General features: G+C 66.7%; 23 protein-coding genes. 22 read left to right on the top strand and 1 reads right to left on the bottom strand.

The window, feature by feature from the left end:
* Nucleotides 1–3: 3 nt before the first annotated feature.
* From GPICK_RS16215 to GPICK_RS16110, 22 genes are all read left to right on the top strand, one after another.
* Entirely contained in the window at nucleotides 4–2,010 is a 2,007-nt protein-coding gene (locus GPICK_RS16215) for an acetyl/propionyl/methylcrotonyl-CoA carboxylase subunit alpha (RefSeq protein WP_039744954.1), read from the top strand.
* A 1-nt stretch (nucleotide 2,011) separates the two neighbouring features.
* The gene (locus GPICK_RS16210) at nucleotides 2,012–2,950 is read left to right on the top strand and encodes a hydroxymethylglutaryl-CoA lyase (RefSeq protein ID WP_039744953.1); all 939 of its coding nucleotides are present in this window, start codon (nucleotides 2,012–2,014) and stop codon (nucleotides 2,948–2,950) included.
* Between the two features lie 94 nt (nucleotides 2,951–3,044).
* On the top strand, nucleotides 3,045–4,358 hold the full coding sequence (locus GPICK_RS16205) for an acetyl-CoA hydrolase/transferase family protein (RefSeq protein WP_039744951.1): 1,314 nt from the start codon (nucleotides 3,045–3,047) through the stop codon (nucleotides 4,356–4,358).
* A gap of 144 nt (nucleotides 4,359–4,502) precedes the next feature.
* Nucleotides 4,503–5,081, top strand: a complete 579-nt coding sequence (locus tag GPICK_RS16200; RefSeq protein ID WP_039744948.1) for a DUF6125 family protein — start codon at nucleotides 4,503–4,505, stop codon at nucleotides 5,079–5,081.
* A gap of 32 nt (nucleotides 5,082–5,113) precedes the next feature.
* Complete coding sequence (locus GPICK_RS16195) at nucleotides 5,114–5,803, top strand: CoA transferase subunit A (RefSeq protein ID WP_039744945.1); 690 nt, start codon at nucleotides 5,114–5,116, stop codon at nucleotides 5,801–5,803.
* An 18-nt stretch (nucleotides 5,804–5,821) separates the two neighbouring features.
* Nucleotides 5,822–6,478 carry a CoA transferase subunit B gene (locus tag GPICK_RS16190; protein ID WP_039744944.1) on the top strand — a complete coding sequence of 219 codons (657 nt, stop codon included), beginning with the start codon at nucleotides 5,822–5,824 and terminating at the stop codon, nucleotides 6,476–6,478.
* 33 nt (nucleotides 6,479–6,511) lie between these two features.
* Nucleotides 6,512–6,988, top strand: coding sequence for a DUF2889 domain-containing protein (locus GPICK_RS16185; protein ID WP_052263470.1), 477 nt, complete (start codon nucleotides 6,512–6,514; stop codon nucleotides 6,986–6,988).
* Complete coding sequence (locus tag GPICK_RS16180; RefSeq protein ID WP_039744942.1) at nucleotides 6,985–7,518, top strand: hypothetical protein; 534 nt, start codon at nucleotides 6,985–6,987, stop codon at nucleotides 7,516–7,518. Before GPICK_RS16185 ends, GPICK_RS16180 begins: the two co-directional genes overlap by 4 nt.
* 135 nt (nucleotides 7,519–7,653) lie before the next feature.
* Complete coding sequence (locus GPICK_RS16175) at nucleotides 7,654–9,000, top strand: hypothetical protein (protein ID WP_039744940.1); 1,347 nt, start codon at nucleotides 7,654–7,656, stop codon at nucleotides 8,998–9,000.
* Nucleotides 9,001–9,081: 81 nt separating this feature from the next.
* On the top strand, nucleotides 9,082–9,858 hold the full coding sequence (locus GPICK_RS16170) for an electron transfer flavoprotein subunit beta/FixA family protein (RefSeq protein ID WP_039744939.1): 777 nt from the start codon (nucleotides 9,082–9,084) through the stop codon (nucleotides 9,856–9,858).
* Nucleotides 9,859–9,870: 12 nt separating this feature from the next.
* Nucleotides 9,871–10,791 (top strand): electron transfer flavoprotein subunit alpha/FixB family protein, encoded by a 921-nt coding sequence (locus tag GPICK_RS16165; protein WP_039744938.1) that lies wholly within the window; start codon nucleotides 9,871–9,873, stop codon nucleotides 10,789–10,791.
* Nucleotides 10,792–11,136: 345 nt separating this feature from the next.
* On the top strand, nucleotides 11,137–12,312 hold the full coding sequence (locus tag GPICK_RS16160) for a thiolase family protein (RefSeq protein ID WP_039744936.1): 1,176 nt from the start codon (nucleotides 11,137–11,139) through the stop codon (nucleotides 12,310–12,312).
* A gap of 160 nt (nucleotides 12,313–12,472) precedes the next feature.
* Nucleotides 12,473–13,318: a 3-hydroxybutyryl-CoA dehydrogenase gene (locus tag GPICK_RS16155; RefSeq protein ID WP_039744935.1), complete on the top strand. Its 846-nt coding sequence runs from the start codon at nucleotides 12,473–12,475 to the stop codon at nucleotides 13,316–13,318.
* 170 nt (nucleotides 13,319–13,488) lie between these two features.
* Nucleotides 13,489–14,271: an enoyl-CoA hydratase-related protein gene (locus GPICK_RS16150; protein WP_039744933.1), complete on the top strand. Its 783-nt coding sequence runs from the start codon at nucleotides 13,489–13,491 to the stop codon at nucleotides 14,269–14,271.
* 49 nt (nucleotides 14,272–14,320) lie between these two features.
* Entirely contained in the window at nucleotides 14,321–15,460 is a 1,140-nt protein-coding gene (locus GPICK_RS16145) for an acyl-CoA dehydrogenase (protein ID WP_039744931.1), read from the top strand.
* Nucleotides 15,461–15,710: 250 nt separating this feature from the next.
* The gene (locus GPICK_RS16140) at nucleotides 15,711–17,702 is read left to right on the top strand and encodes a heterodisulfide reductase-related iron-sulfur binding cluster (protein WP_039744929.1); all 1,992 of its coding nucleotides are present in this window, start codon (nucleotides 15,711–15,713) and stop codon (nucleotides 17,700–17,702) included.
* 125 nt (nucleotides 17,703–17,827) lie between these two features.
* On the top strand, nucleotides 17,828–18,604 hold the full coding sequence (locus GPICK_RS16135; RefSeq protein WP_039744927.1) for an electron transfer flavoprotein subunit beta/FixA family protein: 777 nt from the start codon (nucleotides 17,828–17,830) through the stop codon (nucleotides 18,602–18,604).
* A gap of 13 nt (nucleotides 18,605–18,617) precedes the next feature.
* Entirely contained in the window at nucleotides 18,618–19,532 is a 915-nt protein-coding gene (locus GPICK_RS16130) for an electron transfer flavoprotein subunit alpha/FixB family protein (RefSeq protein ID WP_039744925.1), read from the top strand.
* A gap of 155 nt (nucleotides 19,533–19,687) precedes the next feature.
* Nucleotides 19,688–20,509 carry a CoA transferase gene (locus tag GPICK_RS16125; RefSeq protein WP_039744923.1) on the top strand — a complete coding sequence of 274 codons (822 nt, stop codon included), beginning with the start codon at nucleotides 19,688–19,690 and terminating at the stop codon, nucleotides 20,507–20,509.
* Between the two features lie 29 nt (nucleotides 20,510–20,538).
* On the top strand, nucleotides 20,539–21,699 hold the full coding sequence (locus GPICK_RS16120) for an acyl-CoA dehydrogenase family protein (protein WP_039744921.1): 1,161 nt from the start codon (nucleotides 20,539–20,541) through the stop codon (nucleotides 21,697–21,699).
* 23 nt (nucleotides 21,700–21,722) lie between these two features.
* Nucleotides 21,723–22,694: a CoA transferase subunit A gene (locus GPICK_RS16115; protein WP_039744919.1), complete on the top strand. Its 972-nt coding sequence runs from the start codon at nucleotides 21,723–21,725 to the stop codon at nucleotides 22,692–22,694.
* A 1-nt stretch (nucleotide 22,695) separates the two neighbouring features.
* Nucleotides 22,696–23,517 (top strand): CoA-transferase subunit beta, encoded by an 822-nt coding sequence (locus GPICK_RS16110; protein WP_039744917.1) that lies wholly within the window; start codon nucleotides 22,696–22,698, stop codon nucleotides 23,515–23,517.
* A gap of 85 nt (nucleotides 23,518–23,602) precedes the next feature.
* Here the strand turns inward: GPICK_RS16110 and GPICK_RS16105 are convergent, their stop codons facing one another.
* Entirely contained in the window at nucleotides 23,603–24,064 is a 462-nt protein-coding gene (locus tag GPICK_RS16105; RefSeq protein ID WP_039744914.1) for a universal stress protein, read from the bottom strand.
* Nucleotides 24,065–24,076: the final 12 nt, after the last annotated feature.

Genomic DNA, 24,076 nt, shown 5'->3' with positions numbered 1-24,076 from the left:
ACCATGTTCGACACCATTCTCATTGCCAACCGGGGCGAGATCGCCTGCCGCGTCATCCGCACCGCCCGGCGCCTCGGCATCCGCACCGTGGCCGTCTTCTCCGACGCCGATGCCGACGCCCTCCACGTGACCATGGCCGACGAGGCGTACCGCATCGGCCCCGCCCCGGCCCGGGAGAGCTACCTGAGGGGAGAGGCGATCCTGGAGGTCGCCGCCCGAAGCGGCGCCCAGGCCATCCACCCCGGCTACGGCTTCCTCTCCGAGAACGCCGAGTTCGCCGAGGCGTGCGCCGCGGCCGGGGTCGCCTTCATCGGCCCCCCCACCGGGGCGATCCGCGCCATGGGGTCCAAGAGCGCCGCCAAGGCAATCATGGAGAAGGCCGCCGTCCCCCTGGTCCCCGGCTACCACGGGGAGAACCAAGAGCCTGAGTTCCTGCGGCGGGAGGCGGAGCGGATCGGCTTCCCGGTCCTCATCAAGGCGAGCGCCGGGGGGGGCGGCAAAGGGATGCGGGCGGTGCGGGAGGGGGCGGAGTTCCCCGATGCCCTCGCCTCGGCCCGGCGGGAGGCCCGGGCCTCCTTCGGCGACGACCGGGTGCTGCTGGAAAAGTACCTCACCAAGCCCCGCCACGTGGAGATCCAGGTCTTCGCCGACACCCACGGCAATGCGGTCCACCTCTTCGAGCGGGACTGCTCCATCCAGCGGCGCCATCAAAAGGTGCTGGAGGAGGCCCCGGCCCCCGGGATGAAGCCGGCCCTGCGGGAAAAGATGGGAGTGGCGGCGGTGGCGGCGGCCCGGGCCATCGGCTACGTGGGGGCGGGAACGGTGGAGTTCCTCCTGGACGAGGACGGCTCCTTCTACTTCATGGAGATGAACACCCGCCTCCAGGTGGAGCACCCGGTGACCGAGATGATTACCGGTCAGGACCTGGTGGAGTGGCAGCTCCTGGTGGCGGCCGGCTCCCCCCTCCCCCTGGGCCAGAAGGAGCTCGCCATCGGCGGCCACGCCATCGAGGCCCGCATCTACGCCGAGGACCCCGCCAGGGATTTCCTCCCCTCCATCGGCCGGCTGGCCCACCTCCGCACCCCCGTTGAGGGGGCCAACGTCCGGATCGACACCGGCGTGGGGGAGGGGGGGGAGGTGAGCATCTACTACGACCCGATGATCGCCAAGCTGATCGTCTGGGACACCGACCGGGCCGGTGCCCTGCGCCGCCTCCGGCAGGCCCTGGCCGACTACCAGGTGGTGGGGGTCACCACCAACATCGGCTTCCTCGGGAGCGTGGCGGCCCACCCCGCCTTTGCCGCCGGCGACCTGGACACCGGCTTCATCGAGCGGCACCGGGCCGACCTCTTCCCCGATCCGCGCCCCGCCTCCGACCGGACCCTGGCGCTTGCCTCCCTCGACGTGCTCCTGCGGCGCGCCGACGAGGCGCGGCGGGCGGCAGCCACCTCCCTCGATCCCTCCTCCCCCTGGCACCAGACCAGCGGCTGGCGGCTCAACTGCGACAATCACCACTTTCTCCACTTCCTGGACGGGGAAACGGCGGTGAAGGTGACGGTCCACTACCGCGCCGAAGGGTATCTCCTGGAACTGCCGGGAGGACCGCTGCTGGTGCGGGGCGAGCGGGACGCCGCCGGTGACCTCCTGGCCGATCTGGGGGGGGCGCGCGTCAAGGCCACCGTGGTCCGCCACGGCGCCATCCTCACCATCATGAAGCGGGGGCGGAGCCACACCCTCGCCATCCACGACCCCTACGCCCTCACCGGCGACGAGGAAGGAACCGGCGGCAGGCTCACCGCCCCCATGCCGGGAAAGGTGGTGGCGGTCATGGTGGAGCCGGGGGAGCGGGTGGAAAAGGGGCGCCCCCTCATGATCCTGGAGGCGATGAAGATGGAGCACACCATCACCGCCCCGCGGCCGGGGCTTGTGGAGCGGCTCAACTTCACCGTCGGCTGCCTGGTGAGCGAAGGGGTCGAGCTTCTGGCCCTTACCGACGAGCAGGGGGGGTGAGATGCGGCTGCCAAAGCGGGTGAAGATGGTGGAAGTGGGCCCCCGGGACGGGCTCCAGAACGAGAAGACGCTCATCCCGGCGCCGGTGAAGATCGCCCTCATCGACCGGCTCGCGGAGGCAGGGCTCCCGGTCATCGAGGCGACGAGCTTCGTCTCCCCCGCGTGGGTCCCCCAGATGGCCGACAACGCCCAGGTCATGGCGGGGATCACCCGCCGGGAAGGGGTCGGCTACCCGGTCCTCGTCCCGAATCTGAAGGGGCTGGAGGCGGCCATCGCCGCCGGCGCCGGAGAGGTCGCCGTCTTCGCCGCCGCCTCCGAGACCTTCTCCCGGAAGAACATCAACTGCTCCATCGCCGAGAGCCTGGAGCGCTTCGCCGCAGTCATAACGACCGCCGGCGCGCGGGGGTTGACGGTGCGGGGGTACGTCTCCTGCGTCCTCGGCTGCCCCTACGAGGGGGAGGTGGATTTCCGGGCGGTGGCCGGGGTGGCCGGGCGGCTCCTGGAGCTGGGCTGCTCCGAGATCTCCCTCGGCGACACCATCGGCGTCGGGACCCCCGGCCGGGCCGAGGCGATGGTGGATGCGGTGGCGAAGCAGGTGCCGCGGCACCGGCTGGCGGTCCACTTCCACGACACCTACGGCCAGGCCCTGGCCAACATCCTGGCGGTGCTGGAGCGGGGGGTCGCCACCGTCGACAGCTCCGTGGCCGGCCTCGGCGGCTGCCCCTACGCCGCCGGCGCCTCGGGGAACGTGGCGAGCGAGGACCTCCTCTACATGCTGAATGGCCTCGGCATCGAGACCGGGGTCGACCTGGAGAAGCTTGTGGCCGCCGGAAACTACATCTCCGGCCAGCTGGGGCGCCCGTCGGGCTCCCGGGTGGCGAAGGCGCTGGGGTGCCGGGAACCCACATCAGAGCGGGCTGCCACGGTGGTAACAGCCTGAGTGATTAATACGCGGAAGCGCCTGTAACAGTTCCCTCCCCCTTGGCGGGGGAAAGGCTAGAGCAAACGCCCGTAACCAACAAGGAGGATGACCCATGAATAACGCAGCAGTGGCCCTCTCCCGGCATGAGCAGGAATACCAGCAGAAACTCGCCACCCCCCAGGAGGTGGCGGCCACCGTCCAGTCGGGGGATCACCTCTGCTTCCCCATCTGCGCCGGGGAGCCGACCCTCTTCGTCAAGGCCCTGGCGGCCCGCCGGCACGAGCTCGAAGGGGTGGTGGTCAACCAGCAGCACCACCTCTGCCCCGACTACCTCACCGAGGACGCCGTTCCCCATATCCGGGTGAATTCCTGGTTCACGAGCCACGTCTCCCGCAAGGCGGTCCAGAACGGCTGGGCCGACTTCGTCCCCAACTACTTCCATGAGGTGCCGAAGCTGCTGCGGGAGTACTGGCCCATCGACCTGGCCGGGACCGTGGTCTCCCCCATGGACGAGCACGGCTTCTTCACCTGCAGCCTCTCGGTGGCCTACACCATGGAGGCGGTCAAGAAGGCGAAGCGGGTGGTGGTGCAGGTGAACCCCCACGCCCCCCGCACCCACGGCAACTGCCACATCCATATCTCCGAGGTGGACTTCATCATCGAGTGCGCCGACCCCATCGTGGAGCTGGCCATCCCTCCCATCACCGCGGTGGAGGAGGCGATCGGCGGTCATATCGCCGAGCTCATCGAGGACGGCTCCACCCTCCAGCTCGGCATCGGCGGCATCCCCAACGCGGTCTGCAAGGCGCTTCTGAAAAAGCGGGATCTCGGCATCCACACCGAGATGATCACCGACGGCATGGTGGACCTGATGCTCTCGGGGGCGGTGAACAACTCGAAAAAGAACCTCCTCCCCGGCAAGACCCTCGGCACCTTCGCCCTGGGGACCAGGCGCCTCTACGAGTTCATGAACGAGAACCCGATGATCGAGATGCACCCGGTGGACTTCACCAACAACCCGTACAACATCGGGGCGAACGACCGGGTGGTGGCCATCAACGCCACCATCGAGGTGGACCTCCTCGGCCAGTGCTGCTCCGAATCCCTGGGCCACGTCCAGTGGAGCGGCACCGGCGGCCAGGCCGACTTCGTCCGGGGGGCCAACATCTCCCGGGGGGGGAAGAGCTTCATCACCACCGCCGCCACCGCCAAGAACGGGACGGTCTCCAGCATCGTGCCGACCCTCAAGCCGGGGGCGGTGGTCACCACCAACAAGAACGACGTCGACTCCGTCGTGACCGAGTTCGGGGTGGCGAAGCTCCGGGGGCAGACCGCCCGGCAGCGGGCCCTGAACCTGATCGCCATCGCCCATCCCGACTTCCGGGAGGAGCTGACGGCGGAGGCCCGGCGGATGAACCGGATCTAAAGAAACGGCCCGGGATCCTGAGACCTGGGACCTGCACCGTGCGCCGGGGTGGGCGCCTCCTTCTCCCGGCGCACGGTGCCACCTCCGGGCGCGATCCTTCGCAAAGTTATTTACGGAATAAGTTCTTAACCAAAGGAGATCGACATGTCCGATACCTGTTGTACCGCCGGCCTGATGCCCCCCCAGGGGGTCCACCTCGACGAGGGGGTCCGCCTCCTCTACGGATTGAGCAAGGACCAGCTGGTCGACATCATCGTCGACAGCGCCAAGAACTGGCTCGCCCACGACGGCCTCTGGTTCCAGGCCATCGAGACCACCCACGGCATGGAGGCGGCCATGGACGCCGACCGCGAGGCGTGGCGCCGGTTCACCGTCATCGAGGCCCAGCGGATCATGGCGCGCCTCGGCATCGAGCCCGGTGGGGGGATCCCCGCCCTGGTGGAGTGCCTCAAGCACCGCCTCTACGCCCGCCTGAACCTCCAGCAGTCGGTGGAGGTCTCCGCCACCCGGGCGCTCTTCCAGATGGTGGAGTGCCGGGTCCAGGTGGCCCGCAAGCGCAAGGGGCTCCCCGACTTCCCCTGCAAGTCGGTGGGGATCGTGGAGTACGCGGAATTCGCCCGCACCGTCGATCCCCGGATCGAGACCCGCTGCGTCGCCTGCCCCCCCGATCCGCACCCGGACTATTTCTGGTGCGCCTGGGAATTCACCCTGCGGGACGCGTGAGAGACGGAGACGCGGGAAAGGGAGAACGTGCCATGAAAGTGCAATCATCGATCGACAGTGCCCTGGAGGGGATCCATGACGGGGCGACCCTCATGGTCGGCGGCTTCGGCCTGGTGGGAATCCCCGAAAAGCTGATCCTCGGCCTGCGGGAGAAGGGGGTGAAGGGGCTCACCGTCATCTCCAACAACTGCGGGGTGGACGACTGCGGCCTCGGGATCCTCCTGCAGAACCGGCAGATCAGGAAGATGGTCTCCTCCTACGTGGGGGAGAACCGGGAGTTCGAGCGCCAGTTCCTCTCCGGCGAGCTGGAGGTGGAGCTCCTTCCCCAGGGGACCCTGGCGGAGCGGATCAGGGCCGGCGGGGCGGGGATTCCGGCTTTCTATACCCCGGCCGGCGTCGGGACCCCCCTGGCCGAGGGGCGGGAGGTGCGGTGCTTCAACGGTCGGGAGTACCTCCTGGAGACGGGACTGGTGGCCGACTTCGCCCTGGTGAAGGCGTGGAAGGGGGACGGGATGGGGAACCTCGTCTACAACAAGACCTCCCGCAACTTCAACCCGATGATGGCCACGGCGGCGAAGGTGACCATCGCCGAGGTGGAGGAACTGCTGGAGCCGGGGGGGCTGGACCCGGCCTTCATCCACACCCCCGGCGTCTATGTGCAGCGGGTCGTGCGGTGCGACGACTACGAGAAGCGGATCGAGCGGCGCACGGTCCGGGCCTGACGGGAAAGGAGAGCGGCAATGGCATTGACACGGGAACAGCTGGCCCAGCGGGCGGCGCAGGAGGTGGAGGACGGTTTTTACGTGAACCTGGGGATCGGCATCCCGACCATGGTGGCGAACTACATCCCGGCGGACCGCCACGTGGTCCTCCAGTCGGAGAACGGACTCCTCGGCATCGGCCCCTATCCGGCCGATGAGGAGGTGGACCCGGAGCTGATCAACGCCGGGAAGGAGACCATCACCATGATCCCCGGGGCCTGCATCTTCAGCAGCGCCGACTCCTTCGCCATGATCCGGGGGGGGCACATCGACCTCGCCATCCTCGGGGGGATGGAGGTGTCGGCCGGCGGCGACCTGGCCAACTGGATGATCCCCGGCAAGATGGTGAAGGGGATGGGGGGGGCCATGGACCTCGTCCACGGGGCGAAGAAGATCGTGGTGGTCATGGAGCACTGCAGCAGGAACGGCCAGTCAAAGATCCTCGGGCAATGCACCCTCCCCCTCACCGGGCGGGGGGTGGTGAACCGGATCATCACCGACCTGGCGGTGATGGATGTCACCGGCGACGGGCTGGTGCTCCGGGAGCTGGCGCCGGGGGTGGACGCCGATACGGTGCGCCGGGCGACGGACGCCCCCCTTGCCGTCCCCCGCGGAGTGGGAACGATGGCGCTCTAACCGGGGAACGCCCCCACGAGAGGAGTGACGCCCATGGACGGTTTCCAGAGAAACATCACGTTCAGCATCGGGAGAGCGGCGGATCACGCCATCGTGATGACCGCCACCATGGTCGACCGGTTCCACGACCTGGCGGTGGAAACCACCGTGGAGCCCGACACCCTCGCCATCCGGGCCATCCGCGCCGACTTCGCGCGCTCCCCCACCGGCAACTGCCGGAAGATCCAGGCCCGGCTCGATCTCCTGGTGGGAACCCCGGTGGGGAAGGGGCTGACCCGAAAGATCTTCGAGACGCTGGGAGGGGGGGAGGGGTGCGGCAACCTCCGGATGCTCCTCCTCGGCTCTCTCCCGCTGGCGATCAACGCCCGGGTGAGCGAGGGGGCCGAAAACGTCTGGGAGATGCTCGACACCATCCACCACGAGCTTCACGGCACCTGCGTCGGCTACTCGGCCCCCCCGGCGGCATATGACGACCGGAATGGCCAGACATGGAAAGGAGCAACCACATGAAACGTTACCCCCTGCTCGCGTGCATCGTCCTCTTCGCCCTTGCGGGGTGCGCGGGGAACCGGCCGGTTCCCCCCCCCTCCGAGGAGTATGTGGAGGTCGATAATCCGGCCGCCACCATGTCCCCGTCCGCCCCGGCCACCGTCTGGGTCCCGCGGCGCTACGTGGAGAGCGGCATCCCCCGCGGGGGGGAGCTGGTGAAGAAAGGGTATGAAGCGGCGACCCGGGGTGCCGGCGAGGCCCCCGCGCCGCCGCCGAGAGGGGGGGAGCCCCGTCCCTATCCCCGCTATTACCGGGTGGTCTCGGTGGACAAGGAGCGGGTCTGCTTCAGCTCCGAGCGGGGGGCCGGGGTCAGGCCCGGGGTGAAGCTGCCGGTGCATCGCGGCGGCAGTGTGGTTGAAGGGATCGGCTTTGTCCCGGGACCCCTGGTGGGGACGGTGACGACCATCGATCCGGGCCCGTCCGGCCCCATCTGCGGGAGGCTCGGGGAGGGGGGCGAGGCACGGGTGAACGACCTGGTGAGGGTGGAGTGACGGCCGGTTTTCGGCTTTGACCAGATCCGCCGGCTGACGGGAGAGGCGGGGAAGAGGGGGTGTGGTGCGGGGTGCAGGTGAGCGCGGCAGGGGAGTTGGTGTCGACATATTTCAATGACAGTGAAGGAGGAATGAATGATCAAGAGAGTATCCATATCGGTTGCGGCAGCACTGCTGGCGGCGACGCCCGTCCTGGCCCAGGAGGTCCCCCAGGCCACGGCGCCGGCCTACAACTGCGATTTCGAGCCTTCGTGCGAGGTGGCCCCGGGGATCTACGGCAAGATGGCGTCGCCGGTCACCAGCAAGTTCAACCTCTCCATCGGCGGTTTCGTCAAGCTCGATTACGCCTACAACTCGGTGAACCTGGGGGCCAACGGCGCCCTGGGGACGCTCCAGAACGGCATCCCCAAGAGCAGTTCCGTCGCCGGCCAGCAGGACCAGTCCATCTTCACCGCCCGCCAGTCCCGCTTCTGGCTGAAGGTTGCCGGCCCGACCTTCCTCGGCGCCAAGACCAACGCCATCATCGAGGCTGATTTTTATGGCGCCAGCGGCGCTTCCAACGAGAGCCCCAACCTGCGGATGCGGCTCGCCAACGCCACCCTCGACTGGACGAAGACCCAGCTGCTGGTGGGGCAGGCCTACGACATCTTCGGCCCGGCCATCTCCTCCACCGTCGACTTCGGCTCCGGCAACAAGACCGGCGCCCCCAACAACCCCCGGGTCCCCCAGGTACGGGTGACGCAGCGGGTGGATCTGACCCAGGACAACGCCCTGCGGCTCGTCCTCGGCGTGCAGAACCCGGTGCAGGATAGCAACGCCCAGAGCGGGGCGGGGAGCGATTCGTGGGGGGGGAACGTGAACGTGGCGGGGCAGGCGATGCTCGTCAGCAAGAGCCTCGGGGTTGCTCCCGGCTACTTCGGCCTCTCCATGAACTCGCTCACCGCCGGCCTCTTCGGCCTCTACGGCAAGCAGGACGTGGGGGGGAACAGCAAGAGCGTGGACACCTGGGGGTACGGTCTCTACACCTTCGTGCCGCTCCTCCCCTCCAAGGATGGCAAGAGCCGGGCGATGACCGCCTCCTTCGAGGGACAGCTCCTCATGGCTGCCAACCAGAGCGTGAACGGTGCCACCGCGGGGACCATCGTCGGCCCCGCCGGCAGCAAGAGCGCCGCCAAGGGGTACGGCTTCTACGGCCAGCTCATCTTCTACCCCACCCAGGACCTGGGGATAACCGCCGGCTACGGGCGGAGGAACGCCTATAACTACGCCAGCTACAGCGGCATCAGCAACTTCGAGAAATCCAACTCCAACCTCTACGCCAACATCGCCTACGACCTGAATGCCGCGGTGCGGCTGGCGGTGGAGTACCAGAACCTCAACACCCAGTACGGCAACGTCACCAACGGCAGCGGCACCCTGGCGGGGCTGGCGGAGAGCGGTACCGCCAACGTCGCCCGCTTTGCCGCATTCTACTTCTTCTGATCCGTCCCCGCCCCCGTCCCGGGGGCGGAACGTTCCGGGTCAGGGGGGGGCGGAGACGTGCTCCGCCCCAGGAGGTCACGCATGAAGATTCTGGTCTGCATCAAACAGGTCCCCGACATGGAGTCGCGGTTCCGGGTGAGCGGCGCCGGCGACTGGTTCGAGGAAGGGGACCTCGCCTTCCGGATGAACGAGTACGACGAGTACGCCGTGGAGCAGGCGGTCCGGCTCAAGGAGCAGCTCGGCGATCTCCCCGAGATCACGGTCCTCTCCATCGGTCCCGACCGGGTCGGCGAGGCGATCCGGAAGGCGCTGGCCATGGGGTGCGACCGTGGCGTCCATCTCCAGGATCCCGAGGCGTCCCGCAAGGATCCGTGGCAGATCGCCTCCCTCATCGCCGCCTTTGCCCGGGACCAGGGGTTCGACCTCGTCTTCACCGGGATGCAGTCCCAGGACCGGGGCTCCGCCCAGGTGGGGATCATGGTGGCCGAACTCCTCGGCTATCCCTGCGTCTCGACCATCGTCGGCTTCGCCTATGACAACGGCGTCATCACCGTGCGGCGGGAGCTGGAGGGGGGGACGAGAGGGGTGGTGAAGCTGGGGATGCCGGCGGTGGTCACCTGCCAGCTCGGCCTCAATGTCCCGCGGTACCCGACCCTCCCCAACATCATGAAGGCGAAGAAGAAGGAGATCCTTCCCCTGGCGACGGCCGGGCTCTCCGGCGAGGAACGGCGGGCCGTCACCCTCCGGCTCCATCGGCCGGAGAAACGGGGCGGAGGGGTGGTCATGGAGGGGGAGGTGAACGACATGGCCGAGCGGCTCGTCGGGATCCTGAAGCAGAAGGCCGTGGTGCCGCGCTAGGAGGTAATCGCCATGAACGTATTACTTGTCTGTGAATGCCGGGAAGGAAACCTGCGGGACGAAAGCTACGAACTCATCGCCTTTGCCGAACGACTCGGCGCATCCCGGGCCTTCGTCCTCGTCGGGGGAGAGGATGCCGTCCCCCGGGCCGAGGGGACCCTCTACCTCGCCGACGGGGCCCGCGGCGGCGAATACAATCCGGAGCTCCACAAGCGGATCGTGCTGGCGGCGGCGGAGCGGGAGGATCCCGACTGCATCGTCTTCATCCACTCCTCCTACGGCTGGGACCTGGCTCCCCGGGTGGCGGCGGCCCTCGGGGCCGCCCAGGTGTCGGAGGTGGTCGCCGTGGCCGGAGACGGCACCTTCGAGGTCGGCTGCTGCAACGCCAAGCTGCGGCGCACCGTGGCGCCCATGACCTCCCGCACCGTCGTCACCATCCAGGCCGGCGCCTTCGCCCCGTCGGGGCTCCCCCACGGGGTGCCGACCGTGGTGCGGCTCGACCTGGCGGACGATTCCCCCCGCATCGAGTTCGTCGGCTACGAGGCGGCGGAGAAGAAAGGGGTCGACCTCGGCAAGGCCGAGATCATCGTCAGCGCCGGCCGCGGGGTCGGCAAGAAGGAGAACGTGGCGGTCATCGCCGACCTCGCCCGGGCCCTGGGTGGAGAGCTGGGGGCGAGTCGGCCGGTGGTGGATGCCGGCTGGGTCGACCACGGCCACCAGGTCGGCACCACCGGCCAGGTGGTGAGCCCCCGTCTCTATGTGGCCTGCGGCATCTCCGGCGCCATCCAGCACGTGGCCGGGATGAAGAAGGCCGATTTCGTCGTGGCGATCAACACGGACCGGGACGCCCCCATCGGCGAGGTGGCCGACATCCTGGTGGTGGCCGACGTGATGCAGTTCGTGCCGGCCCTGACCGCCCGGATGATGCAGTGAGGCAGACCCGAAACCGGATGTGGGCGCCGGCGCGGGAAAGTTCCCGGCCGGCGCGCGCGTTTCCCCCCGTTTCCCCTCTCCGTTTCAGTCTTGGCCCACCGGCACGGATCAACGGTTTCAATTCTTCGTATATTACCTTAACGTAAGATATTAAATGATGTGATTTCTTGGCTATAAAAATTTGTGCATGCGGTTACATGCGAAATGTCCTGAAATATCAGGATAAAAAAATTGCATCGGTCGCATTCTTGAAAATATTTATAAAAGTGTTTTATATATACTTGACATGAACGTAAACTGTTTTTATATTGTCTACAAACGTGACATACCAATCGGGAGGCTTCGATGAACGAGATATTCGTGGTGGATGCGCTGAGAACGCCCTTTGGCTCTTTCTGTGGGATGCTCGCCGACGTGGAGGCCCCGAAGCTGGGGGCCACCGTCATGGCCGGGCTCCTGGCGAAGGCCGGCCTCGATCCGGCGACGGTGGACGAGGTGATCGTCGGCCAGGTCCTCTCCGGCGGCTGCGGCCAGGCCCCGGCCCGGCAGGCGATGCGCGGCGCGGGAATCCCCGACGCGGCCCACGCCATGACCATCAACAAGGTCTGCGGCAGCGGCCTCAAGGCGATCATGCTCGGGGCCGACGCGCTGCGCCTCGGCGACGCCCGGCTCGTCATCGCCGGCGGGATGGAGAACATGTCCCTCGCCCCCTACCTCCTCAAGAAGGGGCGCACCGGCTACCGCATGGGGCACGGGGAGGTGATCGACCTCATGATCTACGACGGCCTCCAGGACCCCTACACCGGCCGCCACATGGGGGAGATCGGCGAGGAGAGCGCCGCCCGCAACAATCTTTCCCGCGAGGAGCAGGACGCCTTCGCCCTCCGCTCCTACCAGCGGGCCCAGGCGGCGGTGAAGGAAGGGGTCTTCCGGGACGAGATCGTGCCGGTGGTGAAAAACGGCAAGGGGGGCGAGGTGACCCTGGCGGACGATGAGGAGCCGTTCAAGGTCGATGTCGCGAAGCTGACCCAGCTGCGGCCGGTCTTCAGGAAGGACGGCACCATCACCGCCGGCAATGCCTCCACCATCAACGACGGCGCCGCCATGGCCCTTCTCACCGACGAGGCGGGGCTCACACGCTTCAACCTGACGCCGAAGGCGCGGATCGTGGCATCGGCCACCGAGAGTCGCCACCCGGACCACTTCCCCGAGGCTCCCGTGGGCGCCATCCGGAAGGTCTGCGAGAAGGCGGGGGTGGCGGTTTCCGACATCGACCTCTTCGAGATCAACGAGGCCTTCGCCTCCGTGGCCCTCATCGCCATCAAGGGGCTCTCCCTCGATCCCGAGAAGGTGAACGTCAACGGCGGCGCCTGCGCCCTCGGCCACCCCATCGGCGCCAGCGGCGGCCGCCTCGCCGCCACGGTCATCCGGGAGCTGCACCGGCGCCAGAAGCGCTACGGCCTGGCCACCCTCTGCATTGGTGGCGGGGAGGCGGTGGCGGTGATCTTCGAGCGGATGTGACATTGAAACCTCGCCACGGAGACACAGAGACACGGAGAAAGCCAAAAACATGAGTCGAAGTCGCCGGCCGGATAGAGATTCAGGAATTGATGGACGTTCTTAAGATTTTCTTTGTGCCTCCGTGTCTCCGTGGCGAAGAATTTTTTTCAGGAGGTTGGCAATGATCAAGCAAGTCGGTGTTCTCGGCGCGGGGCAGATGGGGAACGGCATCGCCCACGTCTTCGCCCAGTTTGGCTACCAGGTGGTGCTCTACGACATCGCGGCGCCCCAGCTGGAAAAGGCGGTGACGACCATCCGGCAGAACCTGGAGCGCCAGGCGAAGAAGGGGGCGATCCCCGAGGCGCTGGTGGGGGAAACCGTGGGGCGGATCCGGACGACCCAGGCCCTGGCTGACCTTGCCGCCGTCGACTTCGCCGTGGAGGCGGTGACCGAAAACGAGCCGCTGAAGCTGGAGATCTTCCGCCGGCTCGACGAGACGGCAAAGGCCGGCGCCATCCTCGCCTCCAACACCTCCTCCATCCCCATCACCAAGATCGCCGCCGTCACCCGGCGCCCCGAGAAGGTGATCGGCATGCACTTCATGAACCCGGTGCCGGTGATGAAGCTCGTGGAGGTGATCCGCGGCCACGCCACCAGCGACGAGACCTTTGCGGTCACGGCGGAGCTGGTGGCGAAGCTCGACAAGGAGATGGCAGTCTCCCAGGACTACCCCGGCTTCATCGTCAACCGCATTCTGATGCCGATGATCAACGAGGCGGTCTTCGCCCTCTACGAGGGGATCGCCACCGCCGAGGACATCGACAAGGGGATGAAGCTCGGCACCAACCAGCCCATGGGGCCGCTCACCCTGGCAGACTTCATCGGCCTCGACACCTGCCTGGCGATCATGAACGTCCTCTACGACGGCTTCAAGGACCCCAAGTACCGCCCCTGTCCGCTCCTGGTGAAGATGGTGAACGCGGGGTATCTGGGGCGCAAGTCGGGACGGGGATTTTATTCTTACTAGAATCTGCCACAGAGGCACGGAGACACAGAGAAAGGCGACAGACGATTCAGCAGGGATAGTCAGGATACCAGGATTGAAGGCTTTTGAAGTAACCCAGAAAAAGTGTTTTTAAACGGTTTTTTTCTTTTTCTCAGTGTCTCTGTGTCTCTGTGGCAAAAATGGAGGCTTTTATGGATTTTAATAATTTGTTGATCGAAACCGCCGCCGGCGTCGCCACCCTCACCGTGAACCGCCCCCAGGCCCTCAATGCCCTGAACGGCGAGGTGCTGACCGAGCTCGCCGCGGCGTTCTATCAACTGGAGTACGATCCGGCGGTGAAGGCGGTGGTCCTCACCGGCGCCGGGGAGAAGGCCTTTGTGGCCGGGGCCGACATCAAGGAGATGGCGGCCATGAACTCCTACGAGGGGCACCAGTTCGCCCTGAAGGGGCAGCACTGCATGATGGCGATGGAGAAGATGCGGACCCCGGTGATCGCCGCGGTGAACGGTTTCGCCCTGGGAGGCGGGCTGGAGCTGGCCCTGGGGTGCGACTTCATCTACGCCTCGGAGAAGGCGAAGCTCGGCTTCCCCGAGGTGACCCTCGGAATCATGCCCGGCTTCGGCGGCACCCAGAACCTGGCGCGGCTCATCGGGAAGAACCGGGCCAACGAGCTGATCTTCACCGGAAAAATGGTCACGGCCGACAAGGCCCTGGCCTGGGGGATCGTGAACGAGCTCTTTCCGCCGGAGGAGCTCCTCCCCAAGGCGCAGGAGGCCGCGGCCGCCATTGCCGGCGTCGGGACCCTCGGCGTTGCCTACGCCAAGAACGCCATCGCCAACGGGCTCAATATGACGAAGGAAGACGGCTTCCGCTACGAGGCCTCCCTCTTCGGCGTGCTCTTCGCCACCGCCGACCAGAAGGAGGGGATGGCGGCCTTCGTGGAGAAGCGGAAAGCGGTATTCACGGGGAAATAACCTCGTAGGGGCAATTCATGAATTGCCCCTACAACACGGAGGATACACCATGAACTTCGAGTTGAGCCAGGACCACAAGGTATTGCAGGATGCCGTGCGCGACTTCGTCGAGAAGGAGATCAAGCCGATCGCCGCGAAGATCGACGAGGAGCACGCGATTCCCGACGAGCTGGTGCGGAAGATGGGGGAGATGGGGTTCATGGGGAGCTACCTCCCCGAGGAGTACGGCGGGGCCGGCCTCGACATGCTCTCCTATGCCATCGTGGTGGAGGAGGTCTCCAAGGCGTGCGGCTCCAGCGGCGTCCTCATCTCGGCCCACACCTCCCTCTGCTGCGGCCCCATCTACACCTTCGGCACCGAGGAGCAGAAGAAGAAGTGGCTCCCGGCCCTCAACAGCGGCGAGATCATCGGCTGCTTCCTCCTGACCGAGCCCGACGCCGGGAGCGACGCCGGAAGCATCGCCACCACCTACCGGCGCGAGGGGGACGAATTCGTCCTCAACGGCTCCAAGATCTTCATCACCAACGGCGGCTACCGGGGGACCGGCGTCGTCTTCGCCACCTCCGACAAGAGCCTGAAGCACAAGGGGGTGTCGGCCTTCATCGTCGATCTCCACTCCCCGGGGGTGGAGATCATCAAGAACGAGAAGAAGCTCGGCATCCGCGGCAGCTACACCACCGCCTTCGCCCTGGACGGTGTCCGGGTCCCGGCGGAGAACCTCCTGGGCCAGGAGGGGCAGGGGTTCAAGATCGCCATGGATACCCTGAACGGCGGCCGCATCGGCATCGCCTCCCAGGCCCTGGGGATCGCCGAGGGGGCCTTCGACCGGGCCCTGGCCTACTCCAAGGAGCGCAAGCAGTTCGGCGCCCCCATCTGCGACCTCCAGGCGATCCAGTTCAAGCTGGCCGACATGTGGGCAAAGATCGAGACCAGCAAGCTCATGACCTACAAGGCCGCCTGCCTCAAGGACGGCAAGAAGAACTACACCATGGAATCGGCCATGTGCAAGATGCTCGCCTCCGAGGCCGCCACCTACGTCACCAAGGAGGCGATCCAGATCCACGGCGGCTACGGCTTCATCTGTGACTACGAGGTGGAGCGGATGTTCCGCGACGCCAAGATCACCGAGATCTACGAGGGGACCAACGAGGTACAGCGGGTGGTTATCTCTAAACTTCTGCTCAGCTGACTTTCCCGGGCTTTGCCCGGACCCACCTTCTTTCTTTTGCTCGCCCAAAAGAAAGAAGGCAAAGAAAACGGCGCCCCTGCGCCCCAGGCCCTTCGGGCTCCCCTCCCTGCGCTGGCCGATGCGGGGTCGCCCCGAAACTCGCTTCGCTCAGACAGTCGGGACGCCCTTTTCCGCTCCGTCCGTGCTCGCTCGGCTGCGGTGAAGGGGGAATGGCCAAAGCTTAAAGGCCGGAAAGGAAGAAGGAGGCATAATGGAATCCACCCGCGAAATCTACTGGAACATCGGCCACGGCGTCGTGATCCCCATGTACCTCCTCACCCTGGTGGCGTTCGGCATCATGGCCTGGGGGTTCTGGCAGCGGTCGGCGGTCTGGCGGCAGGGGAGGGGGCTCGACCGGTTCGACCGCTTTGACGAGCGGGTGAAACGCCTCGTCTCCCGGGTGCTGAGTCAGGAGAAGGTGGCCCGGGTGAAGGGGGGGGGGATTCCCCACGCCCTCTTCTTCTGGGGGTTCCTCACCCTCTTTGCCGGAACGATGGTGGTGATGCTCCAGGCCGATTTCTTCGCCCCCCTGATGCGCGTGAACATCCTCACGGGTGGGTTCTACGAGGCCTTCTCGCTGTCGCTGGATCTGGCGGGGCTCGTGGCGATCGTGATGCTGGCGGCCCTCTTCATCCGGCGCTTCATGGTGAAGCCCGCGGGGCTGGAGACGGTGAACGACGACTACATCGTCCACCAGCTCCTCTTCGCCATCCTTGTCACCGGCTTCTGCGTGGAGGGGGCGCGGATGGCCGCCACGGAGCTGCAGCAGAACCCGGCCCTGGCGCGCTTCTCTCCCGGGGGATACCTCTTCGCCCACCTCTTCACCAGCTACACTGACGATTCGATCCGCACCGTGCACAAGGTGCTCTGGTGGACCCATTTCGCCCTCGTCCTCGGCTTCATCGCCGCCCTCCCCTACACCAAGCTGCGGCATATCCTCACCACCGCCGCCAACTCCTTCTTCGCCCCCCTGGAGGAGAAGGGGACCATCGCCACCCTCAACCTGGAGGACGAGGGGCAGGAGCAGTTCGGTGCCACGAAGGTGACCGATCTCACCTGGAAGGATATCTTCGATGCCGACGCCTGCACCGGCTGCGCGCGCTGCCAGGAACGCTGCCCCGCCGCTGCCACCGAAAAACCCCTCTCCCCCATGAAGGTGGTGCAGCAGGTGGGGGAGGCGGCGTGGAGCGCCCCCGGCTCCTCACTGCTGGAGACCGTCACCGCCGATGCCCTCTGGAGCTGTACCACCTGCCGCGCCTGCCAGGACGTCTGCCCGGCCGAGATCGAGCACGTGAACAAGATCGTGGAGATGCGCCGCAGCCTCTCCCTCATGGAGGGGGAGTTCCCCGGCGACGAGGTCCGCACCGCCGTGAGCAACGTGGAGGTGAACGGCAACCCCTTCGGCCTCGCCTACGCCGGCCGGGGCGACTGGGCCGAGGGGCTCCCCGTGGCCCGGGTCGCGGAGGGGGAGGAGGCGGACATCCTCTACTTCGCCGGCTGCTACGCCTCCTTCGACAGGCGGAACCGCGAAGTGGCCCGCAGCTTCGTGAAGATCTGCGCCGCCGCCGGCATCCGGGTCGGCATCCTCGGCAAGGATGAGAAGTGCTGCGGCGAGCCGGTGAGAAAGCTCGGCAACGAGTACCTCTACCAGATGGTGGCCGCCGAGAACATCGAGGCGATGCAGGCGAGCGGGGCGAAAAAGGTCGTCACCACCTGCCCCCACTGCTTCAACACCCTCTCCCGCGACTACCGGGATCTCGGCTTCGGGCTGGAGACCGAGCACTACGCCACCTTCATCCACGGGCTTATCCGGAGCGGCCGCCTCGCCCTCTCCCCGGCGGCGGAGCGCTTCCCCGTCACCTACCACGACTCCTGCTACCTGGGGCGCTACAAGGATATCTTCGCCGAGCCCCGGGCGGTCCTCGCCGCCGCCGGCGGGGATCTGCGGGAGATGGAGAGAGCCGGCGGCGACAGCTTCTGCTGCGGCGCCGGCGGGGGGCGAATCCTGGCGGAGGAGAAGCTCGGCACCAAGATCAGCGAGGCCCGGGTCCGGATGGCCGAAGAGAGCGGCGCGCCGCTGCTGGTGGCCAACTGCCCCTTCTGCCTCACCATGTTCGAGGACGGGATCAAGACCGGCGGCTTCGAGGGGAGCATGCGGGTGAGGGACCTGGCGGAGATCGTGGCGGAGAGGCTTCAAATCTGAAAATTCGCCACGGAGGCACAGAGGGACGGAGAAAAACAATGAAGCAGGGTTGAACCCTGAAGCCCTCTTTCAGTTTTCTCTGTGTCTCCGTGTCTCTGTGGCGGATGATCCCAAGGGAGGTTCACATGAAAATACTCGTCTGCGTCAAACAGGTCCCGGACATGGAGTCCCGTTTCAGGCCCGACGGCGGCGGCACCTGGTTCGAGGAGAGCGATCTCGCCTTCCGGATGAACGAGTACGACGAATACGCCGTGGAGCAGGCGGTGCAGCTCAAGGAGCAGCTCGGCGGCGAGCCGGAGGTGACGGTCCTCTCCATCGGCCCGGACCGGGTGAACGAGGCGATCAAGAAGGCCCTCGCCATGGGGTGCGACCGCGGGGTCCACATCCAGGACCCGGCCCCCCAGGGGAAGGACCCGTGGCAGATCGCCTCGGTCATCGCCACCTTTGCCGGGGGTGAAGGGTTCGACCTCATCTTCACCGGGATGCAGTCCCAGGACCGGGGGTCGGCCCAGGTGGGGGTGCTGGTGGCGGAGCTCCTCGGCTTTGCCTGCGCCACGACCCTGGTGGGGTTCGCCTTCGCCGACGGGGTGGTGACCGCCACGCGCGAGCTGGAGGGGGGGATCAAGGGGGTCGCCAGGCTGCGGCTTCCGGCGGTGGTCACCTGTCAGCTCGGCCTCAACATCCCCCGCTACCCGACCCTTCCCAACATCATGAAGGCCAAGAAGAAGGAGATCCTCGGCGTGGCCGCCTCCGGGCTGCTACAGGAAGAGCCCGTGGCCGCCACGGCGCGGTTCTATCCGCCGGCCCGCAAGGGGGGGGGAGTCGTGCTGGAAGGGGAGGTGGGGAGCCTGGTGGAGCAGCTCTACGGGATCCTGAAGGAAAAAACGACCGTGCTCCGGTAGGAGGAGGAACGATATGAAAGCACTGCTTGTCTGCGAATACCGGGAAGGAACGCTTCTCGATTCAACCTACGAACTCCTCGCCTTTGCCGACCGGCTCGGCGCGGAGCGGGCGCTGGTCCTCATCGGGAGCGACGCCGCCCTTCCCGCCGGCACCGGGACGCTCTACCTGGCCGATGCGGCGAAGTACGGCGAGTACAACCCCGACGTCCACAAGCGGATCGTTCTGGAGGCGGTGGCGCGAAGCGGAGCCGACTGCGTCGTCTTCGTCCACTCCTCCTACGGCTGGGACCTGGCCCCCCGCGTGGCCGCAGTCCTCAGGGCCGGCCAGGTGTCGGAGATCGTCGGCATCGTCGACGGAGGGTACGAGGTGGGGTGCTGCAACGCCAAGATGCGCCGCACCGTTGCCCCCAAGACGGCAAAATCGGTCCTCACCATCCAGGCCGGCGCCTTCGGTGCCACGGGGATCCCCGCGGGAGCCCCGCAGGTGGAGCGGATCGACGTGGCGGACGGGGCGACAGGGGTGGAGTTCGTCGGTTATGAGCCGGCGGAGGCGAAGGGGGTGGACCTCACCCGGGCCGAGGTGATCGTCAGTGCCGGCCGGGGGGTGGGGAAGAAGGAAAACGTCCCGGTCATCGAGGGGCTGGCCAGGGCCCTGGGGGGAGAACTCGGCGCGAGCCGCCCGGTGGTGGATGCCGGCTGGGTGGAGCACAGCCACCAGGTGGGGACCACCGGCCAGACCGTGAGTCCCAAGCTCTACGTCGCCTGCGGCATTTCGGGGGCGATCCAGCACCTGGCCGGCATGAAGAAATCCGACTTCATCGTCGCCATCAACAAGGACAAGGACGCCCCCATCGGCGAGGTGGCCGACGTCCTGGTGGTGGCCGACGTGATGCAGTTCGTGCCGGCTTTTACGGCCAAGCTGCAGTAATGCCGGAGCGTCCGGCCCACTGAGCGGTCCCATCGCTGTTACTCCTGGTTGCCGCCATCGGCAGGGGCAGGTCGACGGGCCTGCCCCCGAATTTTTGCCAGGGATGCGGGCCGATCTGCATCGGACCCCGCGGGGAATGACCCGAAGGAGGAACCATGGAACCCCTCAAGGGAATGGTGGCGGTGAACCTGGCAGTGAATCTCCCCGGCCCCGCCGCGGCGCGGCGCCTCCGGCAACTGGGGGGCGCCGTGGTGAAGGTGGAGCCGCCGGACGGCGATCCGATGGAGCGCTACCATGCCGCCTGGTACCGCGACATGGCCGAGGGGCAGGAGGTGGTCCGGCTCGACCTGAAGGATGCCGCCGGGCGCGCCCGCCTCGACGACATCCTGGCAACGGCCGATCTCCTCATCACCGCCAGCCGCCCCGCCGCCCTGGCCCGGCTCGGCCTCGGCCGGGAGGAGCTTCGCCGGAAGCATCCCCGCCTCTGCCAGGTGGCCATCGTCGGGTATCCGGCCCCCCGGGAGAACGAGGCGGGGCACGACCTGACCTACCAGGCCTCCCTGGGGCTCCTCACCCCGCCCCACATGCCCCGCACCCTCCTCGCCGACATGGCCGGCGCCGAGCAGACCATCTCGGCCGCCGTGGCACTCCTCCTCGGCCGCGAGCGGGGGAACGGGGCGGGCTACGCCGAGGTGGCGCTCTCCGCTGCGGCTGCGGCCATGGCCGAGCCGCTCCGCTACGGCAGCACCGCCCCCGGCGCCCTCCTCGGCGGCGGCATCCCCGAATACAACCTCTATCAAGCCCGCGACGGCTGGGTGGCCCTGGCCGCCCTGGAGCCCCATTTCAAGAGCCGGCTGGAAGAGACGCTGGGGGTGAGCTCCGCGGAGGAGTACCGCGGCGCCTTTGCCGGCCGCAGCGCCCGGGAGTGGCAGGAGTGGGGGCAGGAGCAGGATATTCCGATCGTGGTGGCGGGCTGACTTTTTGTGAGCATCAAAGGGGAGGAAATATGTTTCTCGAACTGACCGAAGAACAGAAGCTGATCCAGGAGACCGCCCGCGACTTTGCCCGGGCCGAACTGGAGCCGGTTGCCGCCCAACTGGACCAGGGAACCGACCGTGGCTCCATGCTGGTAAGCCTGAAGAAGCTGGCGGAGGTGGGGTTCATGGGGCTCAACGTGCGGGAGGAATTCGGCGGCGCCGAGGCGGGGGCAATCGCCTTCAGCGTGGCCATGACCGAGATCGCCCGGGCCTGTGCCTCCACGGCGGTTACCGTCTCGGTCAACAACATGGCCGCCGAGGTGATCCAGGCGGTCGGCTCCGAGGAGCAGAAGCGGGCCTACATCCCGAAAATCTGCTCCGGAGAGTATGCCGCAGCCAGCTTCGCCCTCACCGAAACCTGCGCCGGCTCCGACCCGGCAGGGATGGTAACCCAGGCCGTGGACGACGGCGACTCCTGGGTGCTGAACGGCTCCAAGATCTTCATCACCAGCGCCCCCTACGCCGGAGTTTTCGTGGTCTGGGCGGTCACCGACAAAGCCGCCTCCAAGGGGAAGGGGATCAGCTGCTTCCTGGTGGAGGCGGGGACGCCGGGTCTCATCATCGGCAAGGAAGAGCACAAGATGGGGCAGCATGCCTCGGCCACCAACGAGGTGATCTTCTCCGACTGCCGCGTTCCCAAGAGCGCCATGATGGGAAAACTCAACGACGGTTTCAGGATCGCCGTTGGCGAGCTGGCCGGCGGCCGGATCGGGATCGGTTCCCTGGGGCTCGGCGTCGGGCTGGCAGCCATGGACTATGCCACCCGCTACACCACCGAGCGGACCCAGTTCGGCCAGAAGCTCAGTTCCTTCCAGGCGATCCAGTGGATGGTGGCCGATGCCTACACCGAGTTGGAGGCGGCGCGTCTCCTCCTGATGAATGCGGCCTTCCGCAAGGACCAGGGGAAATCATTCGCCAAGGAGGCATCCATGGCAAAGATGTACGCCACCGAGGCGGCCAACCGGGCCTGCTACACGGCGATCCAGATGCTCGGGGGGTACGGCTACACCCAGGATTTCCCGGTGGAGCGCTATGCCCGCGATGCCCGGATCACCTCCATCTACGAGGGGACCAGCGAGATCCAGCGGGTTGTTATCTCGCGGGAGATCCTGAAGAATTTCAGCGCGTAATACGATCCTGCAAGGAGGTGCACATGAGCAACAGCAAGAGAATCACCCTGCAGCAGGCCGCCGAAATCATCAAAAACGGATCAAGCCTCACCTTCTCCGGCTTCACCATCTGGCGCCGCCCCATGGCCATCATTTTCGAACTGATCCGCCAGGGGCGCACGGGGCTCCATCTCATCGAGGTGAACGGCGGCCCCCAGACGGAGTTCCTCGTCGGCGCCGGCTGCGTCGACATCTGGGAATCGTGCTGGGTCGGGCATGAGCTCTACGGCAAGTACGGCGCCAACCTCTCCCGCCGGGTGGGGAACGGGGAGATCCTGGTGGAGGATTACAGCCACGCCGAGATGATGTTTCGCTTCGCCGCCGGCGCCGCCGGTGCCCCCTTCTCCGCCACCCAGACGTCGCTCGGGACCGACATCCATAACCCCGCCTACGACATGCTCGGTCGGGCGGGGCTGCGGGACGGTAACAACCCCCGGATTCCCCGCCACAAGTACCGGTTCGTGGACGATCCGTTCTACGGCGCCGGCCAGCAGGTCCTGGTGCCGGCGGCCAAGGTGGACGTGGCGGTCATGTGCGTCCAGCAGGTGGGGGAGGAGGGGACGGTGCGGGTGGCGGGGCAGTACTACTCCGACCCGGAGGCGGCCCGTACCGCCGACATCACCATCGTCATGGCCGAGGAGATCGTCCCCGAGGAGTACCTGCGCCGGGAGGCGGACCGCAACACGACCCCCTCCTTCGAGGTGAACTACATCGTGGAGTGCCCCTTCGGTGCCCACCCCACCGGGATGTTCGGCCGCTACGACGTGGACGGCGCCTTCCTCAAGGATTTTTACGGCCGGACCCGCAGCCAGGAGGGGTTCGACGACTTTGCGAAGGAGTGGATCCACGGCCGCGACCACCTGGGCTATCTCGACAAGCTTGGCTGGCCGCGGATGCTCAAGCTCAAGGCGAACACGGCGCTCAACTACAGCGCCCGGGAAAAGAAGGGGGAGTGACATGGGAAAAGAGTACGCAGCACCCGGAGAATACGGACTCGCCGACCTGCTCTGCTGTGCCGCCTCCCGCGAGGTGGGGGACAACGAGGTGGTCTTCGCCGGCACCGGTCTCCCCATGGTGGCGATCATGCTGGCCCAGAAGACCCACGCCCCGAACCTGAAGCTGATCTTCGAGGCGGGAACCCTCGACGGCCGCCCCCCCGAGATCCCCACCTCCGTGGGGGATGCCCGCTGCGAGATGGGGGCCTCCCGCGCCTCGGGGCTCTACGACGCCTTCAGCATCGCCCAGCGGGGGTACGTGGACCTCGGCTTCCTCGGCGGCGCCGAGGTGGATGTCTTCGGCAACGTGAACACCACCTGCATCGGCGACTATCTGGCGCCGGAGCTCCGCCTTACGGGGAGCGGCGGCAACCCCGACATCAACTCCTTCGCCCGGCGGACCGTCTTCATCATGGTCCACGAGAAGCGGCGTTTCGTGGAGAACGTGAGCTACATCACGAGCCCCGGCTGGCGGGTGAAGAAGTGGCCCGAAGGGGAGCTGGTCCCCCGCCGGGAGCTCTACGGCGCCGCCTACCGGGGCGGCCCCTCGGCGGTCATCAGCACCGCCGGCGTCTTCCGCTTCGACGAGGAGAGCGGCCGGATGTACCTCGACACCTGCCACCCCGGCAAGACCCCTGCGGAGATCCGGGAGCTCTGCCAGTTCGACCTCGACATCTCCCGGGTGGCGGGCGAGACCGAGCCGCCGACCCGGGAGGAGCTCCGCCTCATCCATGACGTCCTCGACCCGGACCAGATCTTCATCCCCCGGGTACCGCAGGGGTGAACACAAGAGCCCATGGATGCATTCCATGGGCTCTTCTTCTGCGCCTGCCGTCCGCTCAAACGGCGAGCAGTCTGAGCGATCTTTCCTACCACTTCACCGCTTGGGGTTCCTTTTTCACGAAAAGGACCGAGCAGGGCATCTTCCGGACGATCTCCTCGTTGCTCCGCCCGAACAGGAAGTGCTCGATACGCCACTCTTCGTGGGAGAGCATGATCAGAAGATCGATCTTCAGCTCTTCCACCGCCTTCAGGATTTCCTTGGTCGGCTCCCCCTTCCTGATCAGTTCGGTCACCTGCAGGCCATCGCTTCGCTCCTTTGCCAGAATCCTGTCCAGCTCCTCCTTTGCCTGCCGCATGATCTCCTCGTACTCCTTTTCAAGGGAAACGACCGGGAGGTTCCATCCTTCAAGTCCGAACGGGTTGTGAATTGCGTGAATAAGAAAGAGTTCCGCCCCATACTTGCGGGCAAGGGACACGCCGCAGTGGACCGCCTCCTGGCAGTAGGTGGTCATTCTGCTCACCACGAGAATACGTCTGAAATCTTCCATGATTTCACCTCG

The organism is Geobacter pickeringii, assembly GCF_000817955.1.
Taxonomy (GTDB): domain Bacteria; phylum Desulfobacterota; class Desulfuromonadia; order Geobacterales; family Geobacteraceae; genus Geobacter; species Geobacter pickeringii.
Note: the sequence above shows the minus strand (reverse complement) of the source record. Positions and strands in the feature narration are given on the sequence as shown.